Below are 21,209 nucleotides of genomic sequence, written 5' to 3'. Positions count from 1 at the left end.
GCTTTCGCCGGGACGACGGAATCAAAACGGCCGCTCGATTGGAGCGGCCGTTGTCGTTTCAGCGATCGCGTTTACGCGTAATCGCTGTTGTCGTCGCCGCCGTTGTCGTCGAAGTCGTCGGCGTCTTGATCATCGTCACTGTCCCGGTCGGCCTGCGCCTGGTCGAACGCGCCGGCGCGCGAGCCGGAATCACTGTCGCGGCCGGATGAACCGACATCGTTGATCCCGGCGTCACGCGCCAGGTCGCTCGACGACTGGTCGCCGCCCCAAGGACGCGAACCGCCGCCGAGGCCGCCGGCATCGGCCAGCGACTGGTGGCTGCCGCCACCCATCATGCCGCGGATGCTGGAGAGCAATAGCCCGCCGCCGACCACGCCGGCCGCGGCCGCAGCCGCCGTGCCGAGGAACGAGCCGCCGCCACCACCGGGAGCGCCACCGCCGAAGGCCGGGGGCTGCGGGCCGCCGTAAGGCTGGCCGTATTGGCCCTGTCCGTATTGCTGCGGCGGCTGGCCGTAGTTCTGGCCATAGCCGCCTGCCTGCTGCATTGCCTGGCCCGAGTTCCAGACCGGGCGGCTGCCGCCGATATCGGGGGCGCGGACCGGCGGCACCGAGCCATGCGGCTGGCCCTGTCCGAAGACCGCGTCGCGCATCGAATCGAGGAAGCCGCCGCCCTGCTGCTGTGCGGGCGGTTGCTGGCTGACCGCGGCCTCGAGCTCCTGGATCCGATCATGGGCGCGCTTCAGCGCCTCGTCCTGCACCAATGCGGTCTGCACCAGCGCGTAGACCGCATTCGGCGCACTGCGCAGGCCCTGCATGATCGCGGACATGGCCTCGCCGTCGCGCGGGGCATTCTCCAGCTTGGCAAGCCGGTCGAAGAGATCGTCGATCAGTTGGCGTTCTTGCGGTGTCATGGCGTTCTCCATCGCGTCGATCGAATCGGCGCGCCCGAGATGTAGGACGGGCTTTGTGGCGCAAGGAGTGGGGGGCCGAATTAAATTTATGTATGCGACAATACGACCGGCGGCTTTTCGTGAACCTAAAGCGTTTTCGAGCGAAGTGGGTACCGGTTCGCGTGAAGGAAACGCGTCAAAGCAAGGGTCAGGCAAGGTAACTTTATTCGAGTGTAACTTTATTCAGGGCGAGCAGGGCCGGGAAATCGTCGCCTGCCAGATAGGCATGTTCGGTCTCGCGCTGCGTCGTCAGCGGGTCGAGGCTTTTGAGCGTGTCATCGACGAAACCGGGATGGCACATCACGAGGCCGCCGTCGGGCATGCCGTCCAGAAAGCCGCGCATCAGCGCCGCGAAATCGTTCTCGCGTGTAAAATCATAGGCGCCGGCGAAGGCCGGGTTGAACGTCAGGCCGGCGCGGGTCGCTTTCGCCCGGAATTGCGTGCTGAGCACGTTCAGCACCAGAGCCTTCGGCCCGACCAGTCGCGCCAGCGGACCGTCGCGTCCGCACTGCCGCACCCAGGCCTGCGGCGCGCGCTCCTTCACCGCGCGCAGGAAGCCGTCGCGCACCTGCGGGAACAGCTGCGCATGCTGGTGACCGTCGACGAAATCGGGCGCGCGGCCGAACAAATCGTGGAAGGCGTCGAGCTGCGCCAGCACCTCGGCATGCACGAGCTCGGCGTCGAGCCGCCGCATCAGCCCGGCGCGCAGCAGTTTCGCGAACGGCAGGAACATGTCGCCGTCGAGCGGGCGGAAATGCATCGTCAGCGGCCGGAACGGCGCGGTCAGCGTCACATGCAGCCCGATCGCGCAGCGCGGGCTGTTCGCCACCGAAGCCTGCAGCGCCGCCGCAGCCTCGCGGCCGATCGCCGGCGTCACCGTCATCACCGAGGTCGCGTTGAGGCGGCCGCGCTCGATCAGGTCGCGGATCGCGCGGTTGACGCCGTCACTCAGGCCATAATCGTCAGCACACAGCCAGATCCGGCGTGGCGCAGCGGCATCGCTCATTCGGCGGCGGTCCGCTCGGCGGCGCTTTGCGCCGCGCCGCCGTCGGCGTGCTTCTCGGTGTGCTCGGCGACGAAGTAGATCGGCCGCGCCTTCAATTCGGAGAGGATCTTGCCGATATATTCGCCGACGATGCCGATCATGATCAGCTGCACGCCGCCGATCGTCATCACGCCGATCATCAGCGACGGATAGCCGGGGACCTGCTTGCCGGTGGTCAACACTTCCCAGAGGATCGAGAGACCGAACAGGAAGGCCGCGCCTGCGAGCAGCGCGCCGAGCAGGCTGGCGAAGCGCAGCGGCGCCACCGAGAACGAGGTCAGGCCCTCGATCGACAGGCCGATCAGCCGGCCGGCATTGAAGGTGGTGACGCCATGCGCGCGCGGCGCCGGCTCGTAGTCGACGCGGATCTGCCTGAAGCCGATCCAGCTGGCGAGCCCCTTGAAGAAGCGGTTGCGTTCCGGCAATTGCCGCAGCGCTGCGGCCGCGCGGGGCGACAGCAGGCGGAAGTCGCCGGCATCCTCCGGGATCTTCTGCCGCGCGCCCCAGTTGATCAGCGCGTAGAAGCCGCGCCCGGCCAGCCGCCGGAACGCCGATTCATTGTCACGATGCGCCTTCGCCGTGTAGACGACGTCGTAGCAGTCATCGATCCAGTGCGCGACCAGCTGCTCCACCAGCGTGGGCGGATGCTGGCCGTCGCCGTCCATGAACAGCACCGCGCCGCGGCGAGCGTGGTCGAGGCCGGCCATCAGCGCGGCCTCCTTGCCGAAATTGCGCGACAGCGACACCACCTGCAGGTCCAGCCCATCGGCGGGCAGGCCGTGCGCGATGGCGAGCGTGCTGTCGGCGCTGCCGTCGTCGACATAGACCACTTCGCAGGGAAGCCCGTAGCGGGCGCGCAGCGACTTGGCGAGATCGATCAGCCGCTGGTGCAGCGCCGCAAGCCCGGCGGCCTCGTTGTAGACGGGCACGACGATGGACAGACCCTGCGCGGCGGCGGTCTTGGCGGTTGTGGTCAGGCTGGAAACGTCAGAGCCCAGCATCATCGGTCAGGTTCCAGAACTAAGCGCGTTTTCGAGCGAAGCGGACATCGGGCTCGCGTGAGGAAAACGCGTCAAACGAGAGAGCATGGACACAATATGGTACCGACGGCCGGCTGTCGCCAAGATGAACGGCCTTATCGACTCATTGTCGCAGGAACGCCTCGAGCCTGGCGAACAGCGGGTTCTCGCGGTCGAACACATAGTCCAGCGACACCACCGACACGGTTTCCGCGCCGTGGTCGCGCAGGAAGCTTCCGAGCCCGTAAAGTTTCCCTGGTGGGCAGTGCAGCGTAAGCATGCCCGACGAGGTCGGCCCGCCGAACGGGGCAACCACGCCGAAACGGTTGTGCGCCTCGGAGAGCAGCGCATCGTTGCAGCCGGCAAAGCGGGTGCGGACCTCGCGATACTTGCTGGCACGGGCGCGGGCGGCGATGTGGTCGAGGATCACGCGCGCGGTCTCGCGGGCGCCGGTCGACCAGTCGGCATCCCGCGACGCCACCAGATTGGCCTGGCTGCGCAGCATGACGCCGTCGTCGAGCACCTTGAGCCCGTTGGCGGCGAGCGTCGCTCCGGTCGTGGTGATGTCGACGATCAATTCCGCGGTGCCGGCCGCGGGCGCGCCTTCGGTGGCGCCGGCGCTCTCGACGATACGGTAGTCGCCGACGCCGTGCTTGGCGAAAAAGCCGCGCGTCAGATTGATGTATTTGGTCGCCACCCGCATGCGGTGATTGTGCTGCTCGCGGAAACCGGAGGCGACGTCGTCGAGGTCGGCCATGGTGCGGACGTCGATCCAGGCCTGCGGCACGGCGACCACGACATTGGCAAAGCCGAAGCCGAGGCCTTCGATCATCAGCACGCGCTTGTCGGCATCCGGAATGCTCTCGCGCACGAGGTCCTCGCCGGTGACACCCAGATGCACGGAACCGCGCGCCAGATTGGCCGCGATCTCGCTCGCCGAGAGATAGGCGATCTCGACATTGTCGACGCCTGAGATGGTGCCGCGATAGTCGCGCGCGCCGCCGGCCTTCGACAGCGTCAGCCCGGCGCGGGCGAAGAAGCCTTCCGCGTTTTCCTGCAGGCGTCCCTTGGAGGGAACGGCGACGACGAACGGCGTGCTCATGGGGCGCCTCCGCGGCCGGCGGCCTTGCCATGCCGGGTCATTGCCTCGATCCAGACCGAGAAGCCGACCGCCGGAATCGGGCTTGCCGAGCCGAGCTGCGTCATCAGCCCATCATAACGGCCGCCCGCGACCAGCGGCTCGGCGCCGTTGCCCTTGGCGTGCAGCTCGAACTCAAAGCCGGTGTAGTAGTCGAGGCCGCGGCCGAACGCGGTCGAGAACCGCGTCTTTCTTGTGTCGATGCCGCGCGCCGCCATGAAGCCGACCCGGCTTTCGAACTGATCGATCGCGGCGGCAAGGTTGAGCTTCGCGTTGTCGGCCAGCGCGCGCAGTTGCGCGACTGCGTCGTCGGGGTCGCCCGATATCGCCAGGAAGCGCTTGATGATCGCGACCGCGTCGTGCGGCAGCGCGCCGGCCTTCAGCGTCGATTGCTCGAGGAAGCGGTCGGCGATCTCGGCGACCGTGCGTCCGCCGACATTGGTGGTGCCGGCGATCGACATCAGATCGGTGACCAGCGCCAGCGCCGCCTTGCGGTCGGAGCCGGCCAGAGCTGCGAGCACGCCCTCATATTCGTTGCGGCCCGGCGCGGTCGCTAAGGTCAGCTGCTCGATGTCGTCGGTCAGCGAAACCTTGCGGTTGAAATCCTTGATCAGCCGGCGCCGCCACACCGGGTAGAGCTCGAGCGCATCGATCAGCGCGTTGAACAGCGCGACGTCGCCGGTGCGGATCTCGACATCCTTCAAACCAAACGCCGTGGTCGCCTCCAGCGCCAGCGCCAGCATTTCGGCATCGGCCGCGGCGCGGTCCTGCCGCCCGAACGATTCGATGCCGGCCTGCAGGAACTGGCTGGGCTGCCCGCCGCGATAGCGGAACACCGGCCCGAGATAGCTGAAGCCGGCCGGCTGGCCGGCCCTGTTGGAGGCGAGGTAGTCGCGCGCCACCGGGATCGTGAGGTCCGGACGCAGGCAGAGCTCCTCGCCGCTCGGGTCGGTGGTCAGATACAGGCTCTTGCGGATGTCCTCGCCGGAGAGGTCGAGGAACGGCTCGGCCGGCTGCAGGATCGCGGGCTCGGACCGGAGATACCCAGCCTGCGCGAACGAGGCCAGCAACGCATCCGCCCAGTCGGCGGATCCGGCGGCGGATCGTGGTGCGGCAGCTTCGGTCATCTCGACGTCCAATTCGCTCCGAAATCGCGGTTCCAGAGCGGGTTCCATGGGTGGTGTTGGCGGAGCCCTTAGCATGGTCGGCCCGGGCTTTCGACAGGGATCGGCCAAGTGGCTTAATGATTGGGTTCGTTAACGATTTTGCGACGGCTTGGCTAGGGAAAGATGTTTTCCTTCATCCTGGCTACGCGCTGCGGCACGGGCGGTCCACCTCTCCCGCTTGCGGGGGAGGTCGGATTGCATCGGAGATGCAATCCAGGTGGGGGCTCTCTCCACTCAAAGAATCTCGTTGCGGCGAGACCCCCACCCCAACCCTCCCCCGCAAGCGGGAGAGGGGGCGCAGTCCCTTCTTGGCTACGAGTTCGCCCCCCAATCCCCCAGCGCCGCCTGCACCAGGGCCAGTGCGGCGACGGCAGCCGTGTCGGCGCGCAGGATGCGCGGGCCGAGCGCGAGGCGGAGGATGTTGGGCTGGCGCAGCAGCAGGGTGCGCTCCTCCTCGGCGAAGCCGCCTTCCGGGCCGATCAGCACATCGATCCCGGCCTTCGCAGCCTTTGCGGCCTGCAGCGCCTGCACCGGGTTCGCGACCTCGGCGGCCTCGTCGCAGAACACCAGCAGGCGCGCCTGGTCGCGCCCCGCCAAGAAGCGTTCCAGCGGGAGCGGATCGGCGACCTCGGCGAGCGAGATGATCCCACACTGCTCGGCGGCCTCGACCACATTGGCGCGCATCCGCTCGCCATTGACCCGCGACACCTGGGTGAAGCGGGTCAGCACCGGAACCAGCCGCGCCGCGCCCATCTCGACCGCCTTCTGCACCATGTAGTCGAGCCGCGCATGCTTCAGCGGTGCGAACACATAAGCGACGTCGGGCAGGCGGTCCTGCGCGCGGGTCTGCGTGATGATCGCGAGCGTGTCGGGGCGCTTGCGGCCACCAATCTCGGCGCGCCATTCGCCGTCGCGGCCGTTGAAAACCAGCACGCTGTCGCCGGCGCCAAGCCGCAGCACATTGCCGAGATAGTTGCTCTGGTCGCGTTCGAGCGCGACGGTCGCGCCGGCGCCAAGCGGCGCATCGACAAACAGGCGGGGGCTGCGAAAATCGAGTTCAGGCATGTTCTATTCCGGACCGCGCTTTAGCCCAAAAGGCAAGGCGGCCTTATTGCTCCGTGGCAAATTTACCAATCTGAGCAATACCGTAGTCCCGCGGACTCGTCAGGAATTCGCCGACCAGCGTAGTAAGGGCCTGTCGATGTATTGCTTCTGTCACCAAGTCATTGGTTAAGTTGTTAAGTCCAAAGTTCTCAGACCCAAGGGGTCGCTTGCACGCGGCCTCTTTTGCTTTTCAGTCACCCCTGCGCGGCGTGGGGCCGCAAATCCAGACTGTGGCATGACCGAAAATCGGGATCAGGTATATTTGATGGTCCGGTTTTACCGCCGTTCGTGGCCTAAAGGCTTATAAACGAGGAACAATTTAATGTGGCCGGTGTGGCCCTACGCCGCGCTGTCGCCCAAATCGACGGGTTGTTAAGGCGCCACAGGAATCGTAAAACGCCCCCAAATTGGTTGCTTCGTTTTGTTGCGCTGGGGTTGCCTGGACCTTTTGCCGGAGAGACACCCTCGATGATCCGCCGCCTGATCGTGCTGACCGTTGCCGCGACCGCCCTGTCCGCGGGCCAGGCCGCTGCCCAGAGCGCTTTTCCGGCCCCGCTGCCCAATCAGGCCGGCAAGGCCGGCACCGCCTCTGATCCGGCGTTTCCGCCGGTAAGTGGTATGCGTCCAAGCCAGGCCGCAACCCCCTCGGATTCCGCATTCCCGCCGGTCAATGGCGCGCCGGCAGCCAGGGCCGGCGCGGCGCCGTCGGCGTTCCCGAGCAATGGTGCGGCCCCCATCGCCGGTGGTGGGTTGTCCTCGCCGCCGCCCCCGCCGAGCGAGGCGTCAGGCGGCGCAGGCGAGGCCTGCATGAAGAATTTCGTTCCGCTGCGTGAGGAAGCGGAGAAGCGCGGCAAGGCGATCAAGGCCGCGAGCGATCGCCACGCCAGCCCGCAGGAGGCCTGCAAGCTGATCGGCAATTATAGCCAGGCCGAGGTCAAGATGATCAAATATGTCGACGGCAACGCGGCCAAGTGCGGAATTCCGCCGCAGATCGCCAACCAGCTCAAGGACGGCCACAAGAACACGGAAGCGCTGCTGAAGAAGGTCTGCAATGTCGCAGAGCAGGCGGCGGCGCAGCCGCGCGGCCCCGCGGGGCCGTCGCTGAGCGACGTGCTGGGTTCGTCCGCCGCGCTGCCGGAAGCGACCCCGACCAAGAAGGGCGGCAGCACCTTCGATACGCTGAACGGCAACGTCCTCACCCGATAAGAGACCGCCCGATGATCGACCGCTCATGAGTGACGTCTCCGCCCGCGTTGCCGACTCCACAGGCAACTGGGTGGACACCCATGCGCCGGTCTGGTCGCGGCCCTATCTGCGGCTTGCGCGCTACGACCGGCCGATCGGCTCCTGGCTGCTATTGATGCCGTGCTGGTGGTCGGCGGCGCTCGCCGCCGGCGTCGCGCGTGATGTCCGCTCCTTGCCGCTCGCGGTGCTGCTGTTCTTCATCGGTGCCTTCGTGATGCGCGGCGCGGGCTGCACCTGGAACGACATCACCGATCGCGATCTCGATGCCAAGGTCGAGCGCACGCGGTCGCGGCCGATCCCGGCCGGGCAGGTGACGGTGACGCAGGCTGTGGTCTTCATGGTGCTGCAGGCGCTGATCGGGCTTGCGGTGCTGCTGCAGTTCAACCGCTTTGCGGTGATGACCGGCATCGCTTCGCTTCTGATCGTCGCGATCTACCCGTTCATGAAGCGGATCACCTGGTGGCCGCAGGTCGTGCTCGGCCTCGCCTTCTCCTACGGCGCGCTGATGGGATTTGCGGTGACGCTCGAACGCATCGATGCAACGGCGATTGCGCTCTATGCCGGATCGATCGCCTGGGTGATCGCCTACGACACCATCTACGCCCATCAGGACGCCGAGGATGACGCGCTGATCGGCGTCAAATCCACCGCGCGCCTGTTCGGCGCACGCACCCACCGCGCGCTGGTGATCTTCTATGGTCTCGCCGTGCTGCTGATCGGCGTGGCGTTCGCGCTCGCGGGCGCACGCTGGCCGGCCTGGATCGGCCTTGCGGCATTTGCGCTGCATCTCGCCTGGCAGGTCCGCCGGCTCGACACCAGCGATCCCGCGCTCTGCCTGCGCATCTTCAAGTCCAACCGCGACGCCGGCTTCATCCTGTTCACGAGCCTTGTCGTCGATGCGGTGATGCGCGCGGGGTGATGAATTCCTGGGGCCGGTACTCATAAATTCCGGTCGTGTCCTCTTCGCTTCGATCATGGCCACTTTTGTCCAGCGGCAGCAAATGTCGACGTGTCATCTTCGGACCTCGGCGAAGATGGTACCTTGCCCTGCGGAGGCTCGAAGAGTGCTGAATCAATAATGTCCCAACAGCAGGAGAGGGCTTTGCTTTCATCGCTGAACCGTCGCAAGGCTGCGTTGTTTTTTGGAGCATGCATCCTGGCAAGCGCGTCAGTGAGCGCTGGACCGTTACCCGAGCGCGTGGAAATGGCTGTCCGGGATCGAATCGCGACCGGAACCTATCAGACGCTGGTTTTCGGCGTGGTGGACGGCGACAAGAGCGAGGTTATTGCCTTCGGCAAGCTCGATGACGGCAAAGCGCCGGATGGGGACACTGTTTATGAAATCGGTTCGATCACGAAGACCTTCACGGCTACGCTGCTGGCGCAGTCCGTGCTTGCGGGGCGCGTGACGCTCGATACGCCGGTGGCGCAGCTTTTGCCGGATTTCCAAGTTCCGTCACGGGGCGGCATGGAGATTACTCTCGGTGAACTCGGCACCCAGCACTCCGCCCTGCCGCGCGTGCCTTCCAATTTGCAGCCCAAGGACGCAGGCGATCCCTATGCCGGCTATGATGCGGCGAAGCTGAAGGCGTTTCTGGCGGGATACCAACTGCCGCGCGATCCGGGCGCGACTTACGAATACTCCAATCTGGGTTTCGGATTGCTGGGCTTCGCGCTGGCGCAATCGGAACGCATGGCTTACGGCGCCTTGATCGACCAAGGGATTCTTAAGCCGCTCGGGATGTCGTCGAGCGGCGCGGTCTTTAGCGACGCCATGCGAGCGCGTCTCGCTCTCGGTCACAACAACAGAGGCGACGTAGCGAAGAACTGGCACATGGATGCCTTGGCGGGGGCCGGCGCGATCCATTCCACCGCCAATGACATGCTACGCTATCTGAGGGTCAATATGGGCGTCGATCAGTCGCCATTAGCCGAGGCGATGAAGCTTGCGCAACAGCCGCGCAGCGACATGACCAAAACCATGCGCATCGGCCTGGCCTGGATGACGACCCGCAAGGGAACCATCTGGCACAACGGCGAGACCGAAGGGTACCGAAGCTATATCGGTTTTACGGCCGATGGGCGGCGCGGCGTTGTCGTGCTCAGCAATACGGATGCTTACCTCGACGATCTGGGTTTCGGCGCGCTCGACCCCGACGCCAAACTGTTGCCCGCCTATCAAGCGATTGTCCTGCCCAATGCATCGCTTGATGAATATGTGGGAACCTACAAGGTTGGCGACCGCCTTCTGCTAAAGATATTCCGCACCAACGACCAGCTTCTCGTCCAGGAGACCGGACAAGGTCCGATCCCGATTTTTCCTTCCGCGCCCAACGAGTTCTTCGCCAGGTCCGTAAGAGCCAGTGCTAGTTTCACGCGCGATCCGGGGGGCGAGGTGAACGGACTTGTCCTGCACCAGAACGGCGACCATGCAGCCCGAAAATTGAGCTCGTCCGAGCGACCGGGGAGCGAATGAGGACTCGGACAATTCATGTCGCGAGAACGCGGAAGCATGACTCACAAATCGCGCAACGCATTCGATGTCGTCCTGGCGAAGGCCAGGACCCATTACCCCAAATCTCCATTGTTGCGCGACGCTCGGGCCGCGATCCCGTTCATCACCGAATGCGGTGGTTATGGGTCCTGGCTTTCGCCAGGACGACGAAAGAGGTGAGAGCGTGGAAGGCGGCGAAACGACCTAATCCCGCGCGATGATCTCGCGCTCGTCGCGGTGCACGCTGGCTTCGTTGAGCTGGACACCGGCGCGGCGGCGGACCAGGAATTTTGGGCGGCGGGCGCGGATCGCGTTGCGGCGACGGCGGCGCGGGGCCGGCTGGCGCGGCGCCGGCTCGGTCAGTTGCGGGAGACGGAAGATGTCGCTCCACATCTGCCAGGCGGACGTGATCTCCTCGTCATCCGAACTGGTGCCGAGCGGAATGGAGAGCGCGGGATCGCGGTGAACCAGCACCAGCATCTGCGCGTCGTCGATGCCGCGCACCGCGACGCCGAGAAAATCGCTGACGCGAACATTGACAGCCATCCGCATGCCGAGAACGGCGCGGCGCAGCACGACATGTTCGCGATGAAGCTCGACCTGCCGCGTGCCGCCATCCGCGCGCGCATCCTGCGCGTGGAAAGAGAGCGGAAGGGAAAGAGGGTCGAGCCGCAATGCGCAGCTCGACCCGGCGGAATTGATTCCGCTTGTTGGTGTTTGACGCCTCAAAGCCTTATCTCCCCGCCGGGATTATGTTCCCGGTCGATGTGTGAGAGCCTAGCCGAGCGATGGCCGTTTCGGCTTAAAAAGCCTGGTTAACCCATCCTCACCTGCCGCCATGATTGACAAGAGGTTGGCCCGCATGATTGACGAAGCCTTGCGCCGATCACTCAAATCTTTGTTGCCCGGCGGTGCAAAGTGCTTGAAATCCCTGTGAATCCTGCACATCTGGTGGGTCTGTCGACCTCGTTCCGGGCCTCCCCTCAATCCGCAGGAATTCGTTCGTGAACCCTTCACCATCTGCATCGTCGTCGCGACACGGCGATTCCTCCGATCTGTTCGACCAATCCGGCCTCACCGACCTCGCGCAGCGTCTGGTCGAGGCCGCGAGGCGCGCCGGCGCAGACGCGGCCGATGCGATCGCGGTGCGCGGCGTCTCGCAGGGGGTCGAGGTGCGCGACGGCCGGGTCGAGGAAACCGAGCGCTCCGAAGGCGACGACGTGGGCTTAAGGGTGTTCGTCGGCCAGCGCCAGGCGGTGGTGTCGACCAACGATATAAGCGGCGACGGGATCGCAAAGCTTGCCGAGCGTGCGGTGGCGATGGCGCGCGTGGCGCCCGACGACAAATATGTCGGTCTGGCCGATCCGGCGCTCCACGCGCATGATTTCCCCGATCTTGATCTGCTCGATCGCAAGGTCCCGACCACGGCCGAGCTCGAGCAGCGCGCCATCGAGGCGGAGGCTGCAGCGCTCGCGGTCAAGGGCGTCAGCAAGTCCGGCGGGGCATCGGCCTCGACCGGGATCGGCGGCATGGTGCTGGTGACGTCGACCGGCTTTCACGGCTCCTATCTGCGCTCCAGCCACGGCATCTCGACGACCGCGATTTCCGGTGAGGGCACCGGCATGGAGCGCGACTATGATTTCACCAGCGCGCCGCATGGGTCCGATCTCGATTCACCCGCTTCCGTCGGCCGCAAGGCCGGCGAGCGCGCAGTGGCACGGTCGAACCCGCGCAAGGTCGAGACCTGCAAGGTGCCCGTGGTGTTCGATCCGCGGGTTGCCGGTTCGATCGTCGGGCATGTCGTCGGCGCCATCAATGGCGCCTCGATCGCGCGCAAGACCAGCTTCCTGAAGGACAAGCTCGGCGAGCAGCTGTTCTCCAAAGATATCCGCATCATCGACGATCCCCTGCGCGTACGCGGCCTGCGCTCGCAGACCTTCGATGCCGAAGGCGTCAAGGTGAAGCGAACGGCGCTGATCGACGAGGGCGTGCTGACGACCTGGGTGCTGGACTCGGCGACCGCGCGCGAGCTCGGCCTGGTCACGACGGGGCATGCGCATCGCGGCGTGTCGTCTTCGCCGTCGCCCGGCACCTATAATCTGCATCTCGAGCCCGGTGCGGTGACGCCGAAGCAGCTGATCTCCGACATCAAGCAGGGCTTCTACGTCACCGACCTGATCGGTTCCGGGGTCAACGGCGTGACCGGCGATTACAGCCGCGGCGCGTCCGGCTTCTGGATCGAGAACGGCGAGATCACCTATCCGGTCAGCGAAGTGACCATCGCCGGCCATCTGCTGCCGATGTTCAAGTCGCTGGTCGCCGCCAACGATCTGGAATTCCGCTACGGCGTCAATTCACCGACGCTGCGCATCGAGGGCCTGACGCTTGGCGGACGCTGATACGGACGACTGGACCAAGGCGCGCGATGCCGCCTTGCTGACCCGCTCGGTGCAGGAGGCCGGCCGGCTCGCGCTGTCGCTGTTCCGCACCGAATTGAAGAACTGGACCAAGGGCGCGTCCTCGCCGGTCTCCGAGGCCGACATCGCGGTCAATGACCTGCTGGGGCAGCAGCTGCGTTCGGCAACGCCAGCCTATGGCTGGCTGTCGGAGGAAAGCGCCGACAACACGGCCCGGCTCGGCAAGCGCTTCACCTGGATCGTCGATCCGATCGACGGCACCCGGGCCTACCTCGCCGGCCGCGAGGACTGGTGCGTCAGTGTGGCGCTGGTCGAAAATGCAGCTCCGGTGCTCGCGGCGGTGTATGCGCCGGTGAGCGAGGAATTCTTCTTTGCCGCCCGCGGGCAGGGCGCGACGCTGAACGACAGCGGCGTCCATGCAACCGCAGGCACTGAATTCGATTTTCCCCGTATGGCCGGACCGAAGCCGCTGGTGCAGCGGCTCAGCCCGACGTCGGACGAGATCACGCTGTTTCCGCGGATCGGATCGCTGGCGCTCCGGCTGTGCCGTGTAGCACAAGGTCGACTTGACGCCGCCTTTGCGGGCGGGCAAAGCCGCGACTGGGATCTTGCCGCCGCGAATTTGATCGTGCAGGAGGCGGATGGTAAGATGACCGCGCTCTCGGGGGAAGCGATTGAGTACAATCGCCGGGAGGTGACGCATGGGGTGCTGGTGGCAGCAGGACGCGAACGTCATGCACGCATTGTCGAGCATTTTCGCAACCGTCCATTGCCGTGAGACCCCGCCGATCCGCGCCGTTCCTCCGATTGCGACGACCAGACGTTACGACCGACTTGTTACGACAGACCTGTGACGACCAGACTTGTGACGACCACGACTTTGCCGGGCATCTCGTTAGGAAAAACCATCATGTCAGACAATGCCCAGCCGCAGCTGCTCCACCTCGTCATCGGCGGCGAGTTGACCGATCTCGAGCACAACACCTTCAAGAACCTGGACGAAGTCGAGATCGTCGGCGTCTATCCGAACTATGCGACCGCGCATGCGGCCTGGAAGGCGAAGGCGCAGCAGACCGTGGACAACGCCCAGATGCGCTATTTCGTCGTTCACCTCCACCGGTTGCTCGATCCTGAGCAGGACGCAAAGCACTCCCATTGAAACGACTACTTCGCGATCTGCTGCGCAGCGGCTTCGTGCAGCGCGTGCTGGGTGTGCTTGCGGCCGAGTATCTGCGGCTGGTCTGGCACACCAACCGCTTCAGCTACCAGCCTCCTGACGTGTATGGGATCGTCGAGCCCTTGATGCCGGCGATCTTCGTGTTCTGGCACGGCCAGCACTTCATGACGCCGTTCATCAAGACCAAGGAGAGCTACCGCGCCAAGGTGCTGATCTCCCGCCACCGCGACGGCGAGTTCAACGCGCTGGCGGTGGAGCGGCTCGGGATCGGCACGATCAGAGGTTCCGGCGACCATTCCGGCGCGTTCCATCGCAAGGGCGGCGTCGGCGCTTTCCTGGAGATGGTTCGGACGCTGGAAGACGGCTGCAACATGGCGACCACGGCCGACGTGCCGAAGCGGGCGCGGGTGGCCGGTCTCGGCGCCATCATGCTGGCGCGGGAGAGCGGCCGGCCGATCATCCCCTTTGCGATGGTCACCAGCCGATTCATCCGGTTGAAAAACTGGGATTCGACCACCATCAATTTGCCATTCGGGCGCGGCGCAGTGGTAGGTATTGAGCCGGTCTATGTGCCGCCCGATGCCGATGCCGCGACGATGGAAAAGCTTCGGCAGCACGTGGAGAACCTTCTCAACGAAGCGACCCGACGCGCCTATGCAGCTGTCGGGCGGCCGGAGGCAACGCTTGGCTAGCTCGCTACCGATGACGTTGCGTGTGTACCGCAAGCTGTCGTCCGCGATGGTGCCGCTCGCGCCTGCCCTGATCAAGCGGCGGCTCAAGCTCGGCAAGGAAGATCCCGAACGCGTCGGCGAACGGCGCGGCATGAGCGCCGATGTCAGGCCGCAGGGGCCGCTGGTGTGGATCCACGGCGCCAGCGTCGGCGAGGTGCTGGCGGCGGCAGGGCTGATCGAGCGGTTGCGCGCGCTCAATTTGCGCATCCTGCTGACCTCGGGCACGGTGACCTCGGCCGCGATCGTGGCCAAGCGCTTTCCGCCCGATGTGATCCACCAATACGTGCCGTATGACTCGCCGCGCTATGTCACGCGCTTCCTCGATCACTGGCATCCGTCGCTGGCGCTGTTCATCGAGTCCGATCTGTGGCCGAACCTGATCCTGTCGTGCGCGGCGCGGCGGCTGCCGATGGTCTTGATCAACGGGCGGATGTCGCAGCGCTCGTTCCCGCGCTGGCGCCGGGTCTCCAACACCATCGGGGCGCTGCTCGGACGGTTCGACATCTGCCTCGCGCAGTCGAACACCGACGCCGAGCGTTTTGCCGCGCTCGGCAGCCCGAACGTCGTCGTCACCGGCAACCTCAAGCTCGACGTCGCGGCGCCGCCGGCCGATCCCGCCAAGCTGGAGCGGCTGATGTCGGTGACGCGCGGCCGCCCGATCGTGGTCGCCGCATCGACCCATCCCGGCGAGGAAGAAATCCTGATCGAGGCGCACAAATCGCTGGCCGGATTCTTCCCCGGGCTGCTGACGGTGATCGTGCCGCGGCATGCTGCGCGCGGCGAGGCGGTGGCGCGGCTGGTGACGGAGGCGGGCCTGCGCCCCGGCATGCGTTCGCATGAAGATCTGCCGGTTGCGACCACCGACATCTACGTCGCCGACACGATGGGCGAGCTCGGCCTGTTCTACCGGCTGGCGCCGATCGTGTTCATGGGCGGCTCGCTGGTCGCGCATGGCGGCCAGAATCCGATCGAGGCGATCAAGCTCGGCGCTGCGATCGTGCACGGTCCGCACGTCTTCAATTTCACCGACGTCTATGACGCGCTCGATCGTGCCGGCGGCGCGCGGCGCGCCGACGATCGCGACGCGCTGGTCAAGCAGCTTGGCCAGTTCCTCGCCGATCCCGCGGCCCGCGACGCGTCGCTCGTGGCCTCCGAGCGCGTCGTCGAACAACTCGGTGGTGCGCTGGAGCGCACGGTGACTGCTCTCGAGCCCTATCTGTTGCAGTTGCGGCTCGAGATGGGAGCCGCCAATGCATGAGCCGGCCTTTTGGCACCGGCCGTCGTCCTGGATATCGCAACTGTTGAGACCGCTTGCCGCGCTGTACGGCGCGGTGGCCGCGCGGCGCATGCAGCGCGCCGGCATCGACGCCGGCATCCCCGTATTTTGCGTCGGCAACTACCATGTCGGCGGCGCCGGCAAGACGCCGACGGTGCTGGCGCTGGCTAAATTGCTGCGCGAGCTCGACGAACGGCCGGTGGTGCTCAGCCGCGGTTATGGCGGCAGGCTTGCCGGCCCGATCAAGGTCGATTCCGACAGCCATACGGCGGTAGATGTCGGCGACGAGCCCCTGATGATGGCAAAGACCTTGCCGGTCGTGGTGTCGCGCGATCGCGCCGCCGGCTTGGCGCTGGCGCGGGCGCAGAACGCAACCGTGATCCTGATGGACGACGGCTTCCAGAACCCGTCGGTCGCGAAGGATTGCTGCCTGATCGTGATCGACGGCACGCGCGGCATCGGCAACGGCCGCGTCATTCCGGCCGGACCGTTGCGCGCGCCGCTGCCGCCGCAGCTGGAGCGGACCGACGCGCTGATCGTGGTCGGGGAGGGGCGTGCGGCGCAGGACATCGCGGCCGAGATCGCCTCCCGCGGCAAGCCCGTGCTGTCGGCGCATCTGACGCCGGACGCGGCTTCGCTGGCGGCGCTGAGCGGCACGCGTGCGCTCGCCTTTGCCGGCATCGGCGATCCCGCGCGCTTCTTCAATTCGCTGCGCTCAAGCGGCGTCGATGTCGTGCGCAGCAGGGCTTTCGCTGATCACCATGCCTTCACCAGGGACGAGATCGAGCAGCTCGCCGCAGACGGGCGAGACAATGGCCTGACGCTGGTGACGACGGAGAAGGATTTCGCGCGCTTGCGCGGCACCAACGCGGCGAAGACGATCGTGCCGTTCGCGGTGACGCTGCAATTCGCCGACGCCGGCGCGCTGCGGCGTCTGGTGACCGATCAGCTATTCAAGGCGCGGGACCGGAGGCTGCGCAAGTGAACCTGGCCTCGAGCTTAGGCCTGCGACTTGAGCACGCCGGGATGGTGGCGCTGCAGCACGGCGGTCGGGGTGGCATAGGCCTCCTGCAGGTCGACGCTCCAGTACTTCAGCTCGTCGAGCGGAATCCGGACATCGGTGATCGCACAACGGACGAAGGTGCCGGGCGAGATCACGCGGAAATCGCCGTCAAGATATTGCACCTGCGCTTCGCCATGGCCCGAGGGACCGAACTTGTTCAGCACGATTGAGCTCTCCGCCTTGCCTCTGACGAGGCCTCCTGGATATTCATGAAGCCGTCTATCACAGATAGGGGGTCATGTCCGCCCGTTAAACCACCGACTTGTGATGATTTGGCGGCGGAAGCGCATGGTAGCGTTGTACGTGTGGTTCGCCGCGTTTGCAGCGCCATGACGAGCCGGCCGGATCGGATGCGCCTCAAGCCAGTTTTCATGTGTCTCGCGATGCTTGCCGTGCCGGCCGCGGCCGCGGCGCCGCTCCCGGCCCCGCATCAGGTCGAAATTCCCGAAGGCAATGTCACGCTGCATGCGCAGCTCTACCGGCCCGATGGCGACGGACCGTTCCCGACGGTGATCGCGCTGCATGGCTGCGGCGGTCTCGGCGGCCACTCCGAGCCGGTCGCACCGCGCTATCGCGATTGGGCCGAACAGCTCCTGACAAGCGGCCATGCGGTGCTGCTGCCGGACAGCTACGGCTCGCGCGAGCTGGGTCCGCAGTGCCGCATCAGGGAGCATCAAGTTCAGACCCGCCGTGCGCGGGTCGCCGACATCAACGCGGCGCGGCAGTGGCTGGTGCAGCAGAAATGGGTAGCGAAGAGCCGCATCAGCCTGATCGGCTGGGGCAACGGCGCGGCCGCCTTGCTGTGGGCGGTGCGGCCGCAGCTGGCGTCGCGCAACGCCGAGCCGGATTTCCGCTCGGCGGTCGCGTTCTATCCGGATTGCCGCGCCTCGTTCGGCCTCGGCTGGAGCGCGCGGGTGCCGACGCTGGTGTTGATCGGCGCGCGCGACGATGTGACATCGTCATCGGCCTGCCACCAGATGGTCGAGGCCGCGCATGGCCGCAGCGCGCTGGCGCGGATCGTGGTCTATCCCGAGGCGTATCACGACTTCGACCGTGCCAACCTGCCGCTGCACGCGGTCGCCGCCTCCGATGCCGACATCGCCGAGCGCGGTCACGTCGGCACTGATGCGGACGCGCGCAAGGATGCGCAGAAGCAAGTCGCCGAGTGGCTGGCGCGCTAAAACAGGCTGCCCTGATCGACCGGCTTTGCGACCCGCTTCGGCGCAGCGGGTTTTGCCTCGCGCGGCTGCGGCTTGCCCTGGTTCTCGGGCGCCACCGTCGCCGGCGGCTGATCGGCATTCACGGTGGCGGCGACGCGGCCATCGGCGAACTCGATCGAAAGGCCGGCGTTCGGACCGACCGCCGCGGCGGAATGTAGTGCGTGGCCCTGATCGTCGCGCACCAGCGCAAAGCCGCGCGCCAGCACGCCGCGATAGGACAGCGCCGACAGCAGCTGGCCGCGATGAGCAACCCGCGCCTCCAGCCGCTGCATCGTCGTCAGCAGCGCGCGCCGGGCGCGTTCGGCGAGGCGATGGGTGCGCTCGAGATCGCGCGCGATCGCGTTGCGCTGGGCCTTGGCATTGGCGAGCTTCGAGGCCTTGAGCCGGATATCGAGCCCGCCAAAACGCTCGCGCCGGCGATGCAGCAGCGCGCGTGCCGACAGCGTGATGCGCTCGCCCGAGACGGTGAGCCGCTGCCGCGCATGCGCGACCTGGCCGCGCAGCACGCCGATGGTGAGCCGCGAGCTCGTCGCGGCAAAGCGGCGGAAATGCGCATGCGTATTGGCCTTCAGCCCGCGCGGCAGCCCGGCTCCGAGATGATCGAGCCGTTGCCTGGGGATCGCGAGCAGTTCATTCGCCGCCGGCAACGCACGCGCCGCGGCGCGCAGCTCGGTGCGGCGGGCCTCCTGGGCCCGTTGCCAGCACACCATGGTGCGGCGGGCGAGGCTTTCGACCTCGACGAACAGCTCGCTGCGCACCGGCACCGCCATTTCGGCGGCGGCGGTCGGCGTCGGCGCGCGCTTGTCGGCGACGAAGTCGATCAGCGTGATATCGGTCTCGTGACCCACCGCTGAGATCAGCGGGATGTGGCTCTCGGCCGCGGCGCGGACCACGATCTCCTCGTTGAACGACCAGAGGTCCTCCAGCGAGCCGCCGCCACGCGCGACGATCAACAGATCAGGGCGCGGAATCCTGCCGCCTTCCGGCAGCGCGTTGAAGCCGCGGATTGCGGCCGCGACCTGCTCGGCCGAGCCGTCGCCCTGCACCTTGACCGGCCAGACCAGCACGCGGCGCGGAAAGCGGTCCTCGAGACGATGCAGGATGTCGCGGATCACCGCGCCGGTCGGCGAGGTGACGACGCCGATCACCTCGGGCAGCCACGGCAGCAGCTGCTTGCGCGCCTCGTCGAACAGGCCCTCGGCCGCGAGCTTCTTCTTGCGCTCCTCCATCAGCGCCATCAGCGCGCCGACGCCGGCCGGCTCCAGCGAGTCGATGACGATCTGGTATTTCGAGGAGTTCGGATAGGTGGTCAGCTTGCCGGTGGCGACGACCTCGAGGCCTTCCTGCGGCTTGAAGCGCATCCGGGCGTGGGCGAACTTCCAGATCACGGCCTCGATCTTGGCGTTCTCGTCCTTCAGCGCGAAATAGCAATGGCCGGAGGAGTGCGGGCCGCGAAAGCCGGAAATCTCGCCGCGGACGCGGACATGGCCGAACCGGTCCTCCACCGTCCGCTTCAGCGCGGAGGAGAGTTCCGAGACGGTGAATTCAGGCGCGTTGACGAGATTAGGCGCGGCAGCAGTCATTTGCAGGTGATTCGGCTGTTTGTGAGCTTCAACGCAACGTAGGGACTTTTGCCCGCCATCGCCAATCCGAGGGCTTGTTTGTCCATATACTCTGTGATACAGAGTTCTCTGTATTGAACTGATCGCGATCCTCGTTTGGGGGCATACCGATGATCCCGCATGTGACGCTGGCAGGTTTCGTTCATTCCGCGGCAGGCGCGATCCACGCCGTTGCGGCAATCCTTTGCATCGGTGTCGGGCTGATCCAGTTCCTGCGCCCGAAGCGCGGTGCGGGCCACCGCGCACGCGGCTATCTCTACGTCTACGCCATGCTGGTCGCCGACGGGACAGCGATGCTGGTCTATCAGTTCAGCGGCCGCTTCAACCTGTTCCATGTTGGCGCGATCGTGAACTTCGCCTGCATCGTGGCGGCGATTATTCCGCTGCTGCGCAGCCCGCGGCCGACGAACTGGAAACTGAAGCACTACTACTTCATCTCCTGGTCCTATGTGTCGCTGATGTCGGGGGCGTCGACGGAAATCGTGGTGCGTCTGCTGCCGCCGATGACGCGTGGGCAGATCGGGCTGATGGCTTTCGTCCTGTCGATCGTGAGCATGACGATCGGCTATATCCTGACCGGCAAATATCGCCCGCCGGCGGAAGCGCCGCCGGTGTCCGCCCAGCTCGCCGAGCAGGGTGGGGCGCCGATATGATCGACAGCCAGCAGGCCAGCGCGGCGCTGGCCGACATCAACGACGTCGTCCAGCGCGTCCGTCAGTCGCGGATCTATCAGATCGCGAGCATCATCATCACGCTATGGGGCGTGCTGCTATTCGTGGCCTACATCGCCAACCATCTCTGGCCCCGGCAGGGTTACACGATCTGGACCGTCGCCAATCTCAGCGGCCTTGCGATCAGCACCGCGGTTGGCTTCGTCATCAACCTCCGTTCCGGCAATCGCACCTTTCCGATCCGTTCGACGATCAGCTTCCTGCTGATCGGTGTATTCGGCGTTTACTGTTCGGTCATGCTCGGCCATTTCGGCCCGCGCCAGATGATCGTGTTCTGGGTGCTCTACGGCACGCTGTTTTACGCCATCGCCGGCGTGTGGTTCGGTTACGCCTTCATCGTGATCGCCGCCTGCACCAGCGCGCTGACGCTGATCGGCTACTACTATATCGGGCCGGCGTTCCTGCTATGGATGGCTGTGGTGCATGGCGGCGGGCTGATGCTCGGCGGCCTCTGGATGCGCCGGATCTGACGCGATGGCCGAACTCGACGAGATCATCCACCAGCCGCTGCGGCTGCGGATCATGGCGGCGCTCAACGCCTTGCCGGTTTCGACCGGGCTCGAATTCGCCCGGCTGAAGAAGCTGACGGGCGCCACCGACGGCAATCTCGGCGCCCATATCGAGACGCTGGCCAGGGCCGGCTATGTCTCGGTCGACAAGGCCTTCGTCGGCAAGAAGCCGCAGACCACGGTGACCGCGACCGCGGCCGGCCGCGGCGCCTTCGCCCGCTATGTCGCGACGCTGCAGGAGATCATCGCCGGCAAGCAGCCGTGAGCCGGAATGACGGGGGAATCGGCCCCGTCGCCCCTTG

The 21,209-nt window shown here is 66.1% G+C and carries 22 protein-coding genes; 13 read left to right on the top strand and 9 right to left on the bottom strand.

Annotation, left to right across the window (positions count from 1 at the left end; genetic code table 11):
- Window positions 1-71 precede the first annotated feature (71 nt).
- The 6 genes from K359_RS0110070 to K359_RS0110045 all read right to left on the bottom strand — a co-directional run bounded on the left by K359_RS0110070 (window position 72) and on the right by K359_RS0110045 (window position 6,383).
- Window positions 72-911, bottom strand: coding sequence for a DUF2076 domain-containing protein (locus K359_RS0110070; protein WP_029079232.1), 840 nt, complete (start codon window positions 909-911; stop codon window positions 72-74).
- A 202-nt stretch (window positions 912-1,113) separates the two neighbouring features.
- A complete protein-coding gene (locus K359_RS0110065) occupies window positions 1,114-1,956 on the bottom strand; it encodes a ChbG/HpnK family deacetylase (RefSeq protein ID WP_029079231.1) in 843 nt (280 codons plus the stop codon).
- Window positions 1,953-2,999, bottom strand: a complete 1,047-nt coding sequence (locus K359_RS0110060) for a glycosyltransferase family 2 protein (protein ID WP_029079230.1) — start codon at window positions 2,997-2,999, stop codon at window positions 1,953-1,955. Before K359_RS0110060 ends, K359_RS0110065 begins: the two co-directional genes overlap by 4 nt.
- A gap of 139 nt (window positions 3,000-3,138) precedes the next feature.
- Window positions 3,139-4,116 carry an ATP phosphoribosyltransferase gene (hisG, locus tag K359_RS0110055; protein WP_029079229.1) on the bottom strand — a complete coding sequence of 326 codons (978 nt, stop codon included), beginning with the start codon at window positions 4,114-4,116 and terminating at the stop codon, window positions 3,139-3,141.
- The gene (locus K359_RS0110050) at window positions 4,113-5,279 is read right to left on the bottom strand and encodes an ATP phosphoribosyltransferase regulatory subunit (RefSeq protein ID WP_029079228.1); all 1,167 of its coding nucleotides are present in this window, start codon (window positions 5,277-5,279) and stop codon (window positions 4,113-4,115) included. Before K359_RS0110050 ends, hisG begins: the two co-directional genes overlap by 4 nt.
- A 351-nt stretch (window positions 5,280-5,630) precedes the next feature.
- Entirely contained in the window at window positions 5,631-6,383 is a 753-nt protein-coding gene (locus K359_RS0110045) for a 16S rRNA (uracil(1498)-N(3))-methyltransferase (protein WP_029079227.1), read from the bottom strand.
- 507 nt (window positions 6,384-6,890) lie between these two features.
- On the opposite strand from K359_RS0110045, the gene K359_RS0110040 reads away from it, so the two are divergent.
- From K359_RS0110040 to K359_RS51580, 3 genes are all read left to right on the top strand, one after another.
- Window positions 6,891-7,628, top strand: coding sequence for a hypothetical protein (locus K359_RS0110040; RefSeq protein ID WP_029079226.1), 738 nt, complete (start codon window positions 6,891-6,893; stop codon window positions 7,626-7,628).
- Window positions 7,629-7,653: 25 nt separating this feature from the next.
- Window positions 7,654-8,586, top strand: coding sequence for a 4-hydroxybenzoate octaprenyltransferase (gene ubiA / locus K359_RS0110035; RefSeq protein ID WP_029079225.1), 933 nt, complete (start codon window positions 7,654-7,656; stop codon window positions 8,584-8,586).
- 183 nt (window positions 8,587-8,769) lie between these two features.
- Entirely contained in the window at window positions 8,770-10,143 is a 1,374-nt protein-coding gene (locus tag K359_RS51580; RefSeq protein WP_165126282.1) for a serine hydrolase, read from the top strand.
- 222 nt (window positions 10,144-10,365) lie between these two features.
- Here K359_RS51580 and K359_RS0110025 read toward each other — a convergent pair whose 3' ends face one another.
- On the bottom strand, window positions 10,366-10,890 hold the full coding sequence (locus K359_RS0110025; protein WP_029079224.1) for a DUF6101 family protein: 525 nt from the start codon (window positions 10,888-10,890) through the stop codon (window positions 10,366-10,368).
- Between the two features lie 275 nt (window positions 10,891-11,165).
- Between K359_RS0110025 and K359_RS0110020 the strand changes: the two genes are divergently transcribed.
- From K359_RS0110020 to lpxK, 6 genes are all read left to right on the top strand, one after another.
- Entirely contained in the window at window positions 11,166-12,560 is a 1,395-nt protein-coding gene (locus K359_RS0110020; RefSeq protein ID WP_029079223.1) for a TldD/PmbA family protein, read from the top strand.
- The gene (locus K359_RS0110015; RefSeq protein ID WP_029079222.1) at window positions 12,547-13,356 is read left to right on the top strand and encodes a 3'(2'),5'-bisphosphate nucleotidase CysQ; all 810 of its coding nucleotides are present in this window, start codon (window positions 12,547-12,549) and stop codon (window positions 13,354-13,356) included. The genes K359_RS0110020 and K359_RS0110015 overlap by 14 nt, the downstream gene beginning before the upstream one ends.
- Before the next feature lie 132 nt (window positions 13,357-13,488).
- Window positions 13,489-13,737 (top strand): DUF4170 domain-containing protein, encoded by a 249-nt coding sequence (locus K359_RS0110010; RefSeq protein ID WP_029079221.1) that lies wholly within the window; start codon window positions 13,489-13,491, stop codon window positions 13,735-13,737.
- Window positions 13,734-14,447: a lysophospholipid acyltransferase family protein gene (locus K359_RS0110005; protein WP_029079220.1), complete on the top strand. Its 714-nt coding sequence runs from the start codon at window positions 13,734-13,736 to the stop codon at window positions 14,445-14,447. Before K359_RS0110010 ends, K359_RS0110005 begins: the two co-directional genes overlap by 4 nt.
- A complete protein-coding gene (locus tag K359_RS0110000; protein WP_035976398.1) occupies window positions 14,410-15,744 on the top strand; it encodes a 3-deoxy-D-manno-octulosonic acid transferase in 1,335 nt (444 codons plus the stop codon). Before K359_RS0110005 ends, K359_RS0110000 begins: the two co-directional genes overlap by 38 nt.
- Window positions 15,737-16,747 (top strand): tetraacyldisaccharide 4'-kinase, encoded by a 1,011-nt coding sequence (gene lpxK, locus K359_RS0109995; RefSeq protein WP_029079218.1) that lies wholly within the window; start codon window positions 15,737-15,739, stop codon window positions 16,745-16,747. The genes K359_RS0110000 and lpxK overlap by 8 nt, the downstream gene beginning before the upstream one ends.
- A 14-nt stretch (window positions 16,748-16,761) precedes the next feature.
- Here lpxK and K359_RS0109990 read toward each other — a convergent pair whose 3' ends face one another.
- Window positions 16,762-16,989 carry a DUF2093 domain-containing protein gene (locus tag K359_RS0109990; protein ID WP_029079217.1) on the bottom strand — a complete coding sequence of 76 codons (228 nt, stop codon included), beginning with the start codon at window positions 16,987-16,989 and terminating at the stop codon, window positions 16,762-16,764.
- Window positions 16,990-17,175: 186 nt separating this feature from the next.
- On the opposite strand from K359_RS0109990, the gene K359_RS0109985 reads away from it, so the two are divergent.
- Window positions 17,176-18,006 carry a dienelactone hydrolase family protein gene (locus tag K359_RS0109985; protein ID WP_029079216.1) on the top strand — a complete coding sequence of 277 codons (831 nt, stop codon included), beginning with the start codon at window positions 17,176-17,178 and terminating at the stop codon, window positions 18,004-18,006.
- Here the strand turns inward: K359_RS0109985 and xseA are convergent.
- Window positions 18,003-19,628, bottom strand: coding sequence for an exodeoxyribonuclease VII large subunit (gene xseA, locus K359_RS0109980; protein WP_029079215.1), 1,626 nt, complete (start codon window positions 19,626-19,628; stop codon window positions 18,003-18,005). The genes K359_RS0109985 and xseA overlap by 4 nt on opposite strands.
- A gap of 149 nt (window positions 19,629-19,777) precedes the next feature.
- Here xseA and K359_RS0109975 point away from each other — a divergent pair, with 149 nt between their 5' ends.
- Genes K359_RS0109975 through K359_RS0109965 form a run of 3 tightly spaced genes read left to right on the top strand, consistent with a single transcriptional unit; the run spans window position 19,778 to window position 21,172 of the window.
- Complete coding sequence (locus tag K359_RS0109975; RefSeq protein ID WP_029079214.1) at window positions 19,778-20,320, top strand: DUF2306 domain-containing protein; 543 nt, start codon at window positions 19,778-19,780, stop codon at window positions 20,318-20,320.
- Window positions 20,317-20,868 (top strand): hypothetical protein, encoded by a 552-nt coding sequence (locus K359_RS0109970; protein ID WP_029079213.1) that lies wholly within the window; start codon window positions 20,317-20,319, stop codon window positions 20,866-20,868. The genes K359_RS0109975 and K359_RS0109970 overlap by 4 nt, the downstream gene beginning before the upstream one ends.
- 4 nt (window positions 20,869-20,872) lie before the next feature.
- Window positions 20,873-21,172, top strand: coding sequence for a transcriptional regulator (locus K359_RS0109965; protein ID WP_029079212.1), 300 nt, complete (start codon window positions 20,873-20,875; stop codon window positions 21,170-21,172).
- The last annotated feature ends 37 nt before the right edge of the window (window positions 21,173-21,209 follow it).

The sequence above is a fragment of the Bradyrhizobium sp. th-b2 genome, assembly GCF_000426785.1.
GTDB classification, from domain to species: Bacteria; Pseudomonadota; Alphaproteobacteria; order Rhizobiales; family Xanthobacteraceae; genus Bradyrhizobium; species Bradyrhizobium septentrionale.
Note: the sequence above shows the minus strand (reverse complement) of the source record. Positions and strands in the feature narration are given on the sequence as shown.

Excerpts from the sequence above, each read along its gene's own strand:
- K359_RS0109985 (WP_029079216.1), top strand. The coding sequence starts at position 17,176 with ATGCGCCTCAAGCCAGTTTTCATGTGTCTCGCGATGCTTGCCGTGCCG.
- K359_RS0109975 (WP_029079214.1), top strand. The coding sequence starts at position 19,778 with ATGATCCCGCATGTGACGCTGGCAGGTTTCGTTCATTCCGCGGCAGGC.
- K359_RS0110060 (WP_029079230.1), bottom strand. The coding sequence starts at position 2,999 with ATGATGCTGGGCTCTGACGTTTCCAGCCTGACCACAACCGCCAAGACC.
- ubiA (WP_029079225.1), top strand. The coding sequence starts at position 7,654 with ATGAGTGACGTCTCCGCCCGCGTTGCCGACTCCACAGGCAACTGGGTG.
- K359_RS0110070 (WP_029079232.1), bottom strand. The coding sequence starts at position 911 with ATGACACCGCAAGAACGCCAACTGATCGACGATCTCTTCGACCGGCTT.
- xseA (WP_029079215.1), bottom strand. The coding sequence starts at position 19,628 with ATGACTGCTGCCGCGCCTAATCTCGTCAACGCGCCTGAATTCACCGTC.
- K359_RS0110065 (WP_029079231.1), bottom strand. The coding sequence starts at position 1,956 with ATGAGCGATGCCGCTGCGCCACGCCGGATCTGGCTGTGTGCTGACGAT.
- lpxK (WP_029079218.1), top strand. The coding sequence starts at position 15,737 with ATGCATGAGCCGGCCTTTTGGCACCGGCCGTCGTCCTGGATATCGCAA.
- K359_RS0110040 (WP_029079226.1), top strand. The coding sequence starts at position 6,891 with ATGATCCGCCGCCTGATCGTGCTGACCGTTGCCGCGACCGCCCTGTCC.
- K359_RS0110000 (WP_035976398.1), top strand. The coding sequence starts at position 14,410 with ATGCAGCTGTCGGGCGGCCGGAGGCAACGCTTGGCTAGCTCGCTACCG.
- hisG (WP_029079229.1), bottom strand. The coding sequence starts at position 4,116 with ATGAGCACGCCGTTCGTCGTCGCCGTTCCCTCCAAGGGACGCCTGCAG.
- K359_RS0110045 (WP_029079227.1), bottom strand. The coding sequence starts at position 6,383 with ATGCCTGAACTCGATTTTCGCAGCCCCCGCCTGTTTGTCGATGCGCCG.
- K359_RS0110010 (WP_029079221.1), top strand. The coding sequence starts at position 13,489 with ATGTCAGACAATGCCCAGCCGCAGCTGCTCCACCTCGTCATCGGCGGC.
- K359_RS0110050 (WP_029079228.1), bottom strand. The coding sequence starts at position 5,279 with ATGACCGAAGCTGCCGCACCACGATCCGCCGCCGGATCCGCCGACTGG.
- K359_RS0109965 (WP_029079212.1), top strand. The coding sequence starts at position 20,873 with ATGGCCGAACTCGACGAGATCATCCACCAGCCGCTGCGGCTGCGGATC.
- K359_RS0109970 (WP_029079213.1), top strand. The coding sequence starts at position 20,317 with ATGATCGACAGCCAGCAGGCCAGCGCGGCGCTGGCCGACATCAACGAC.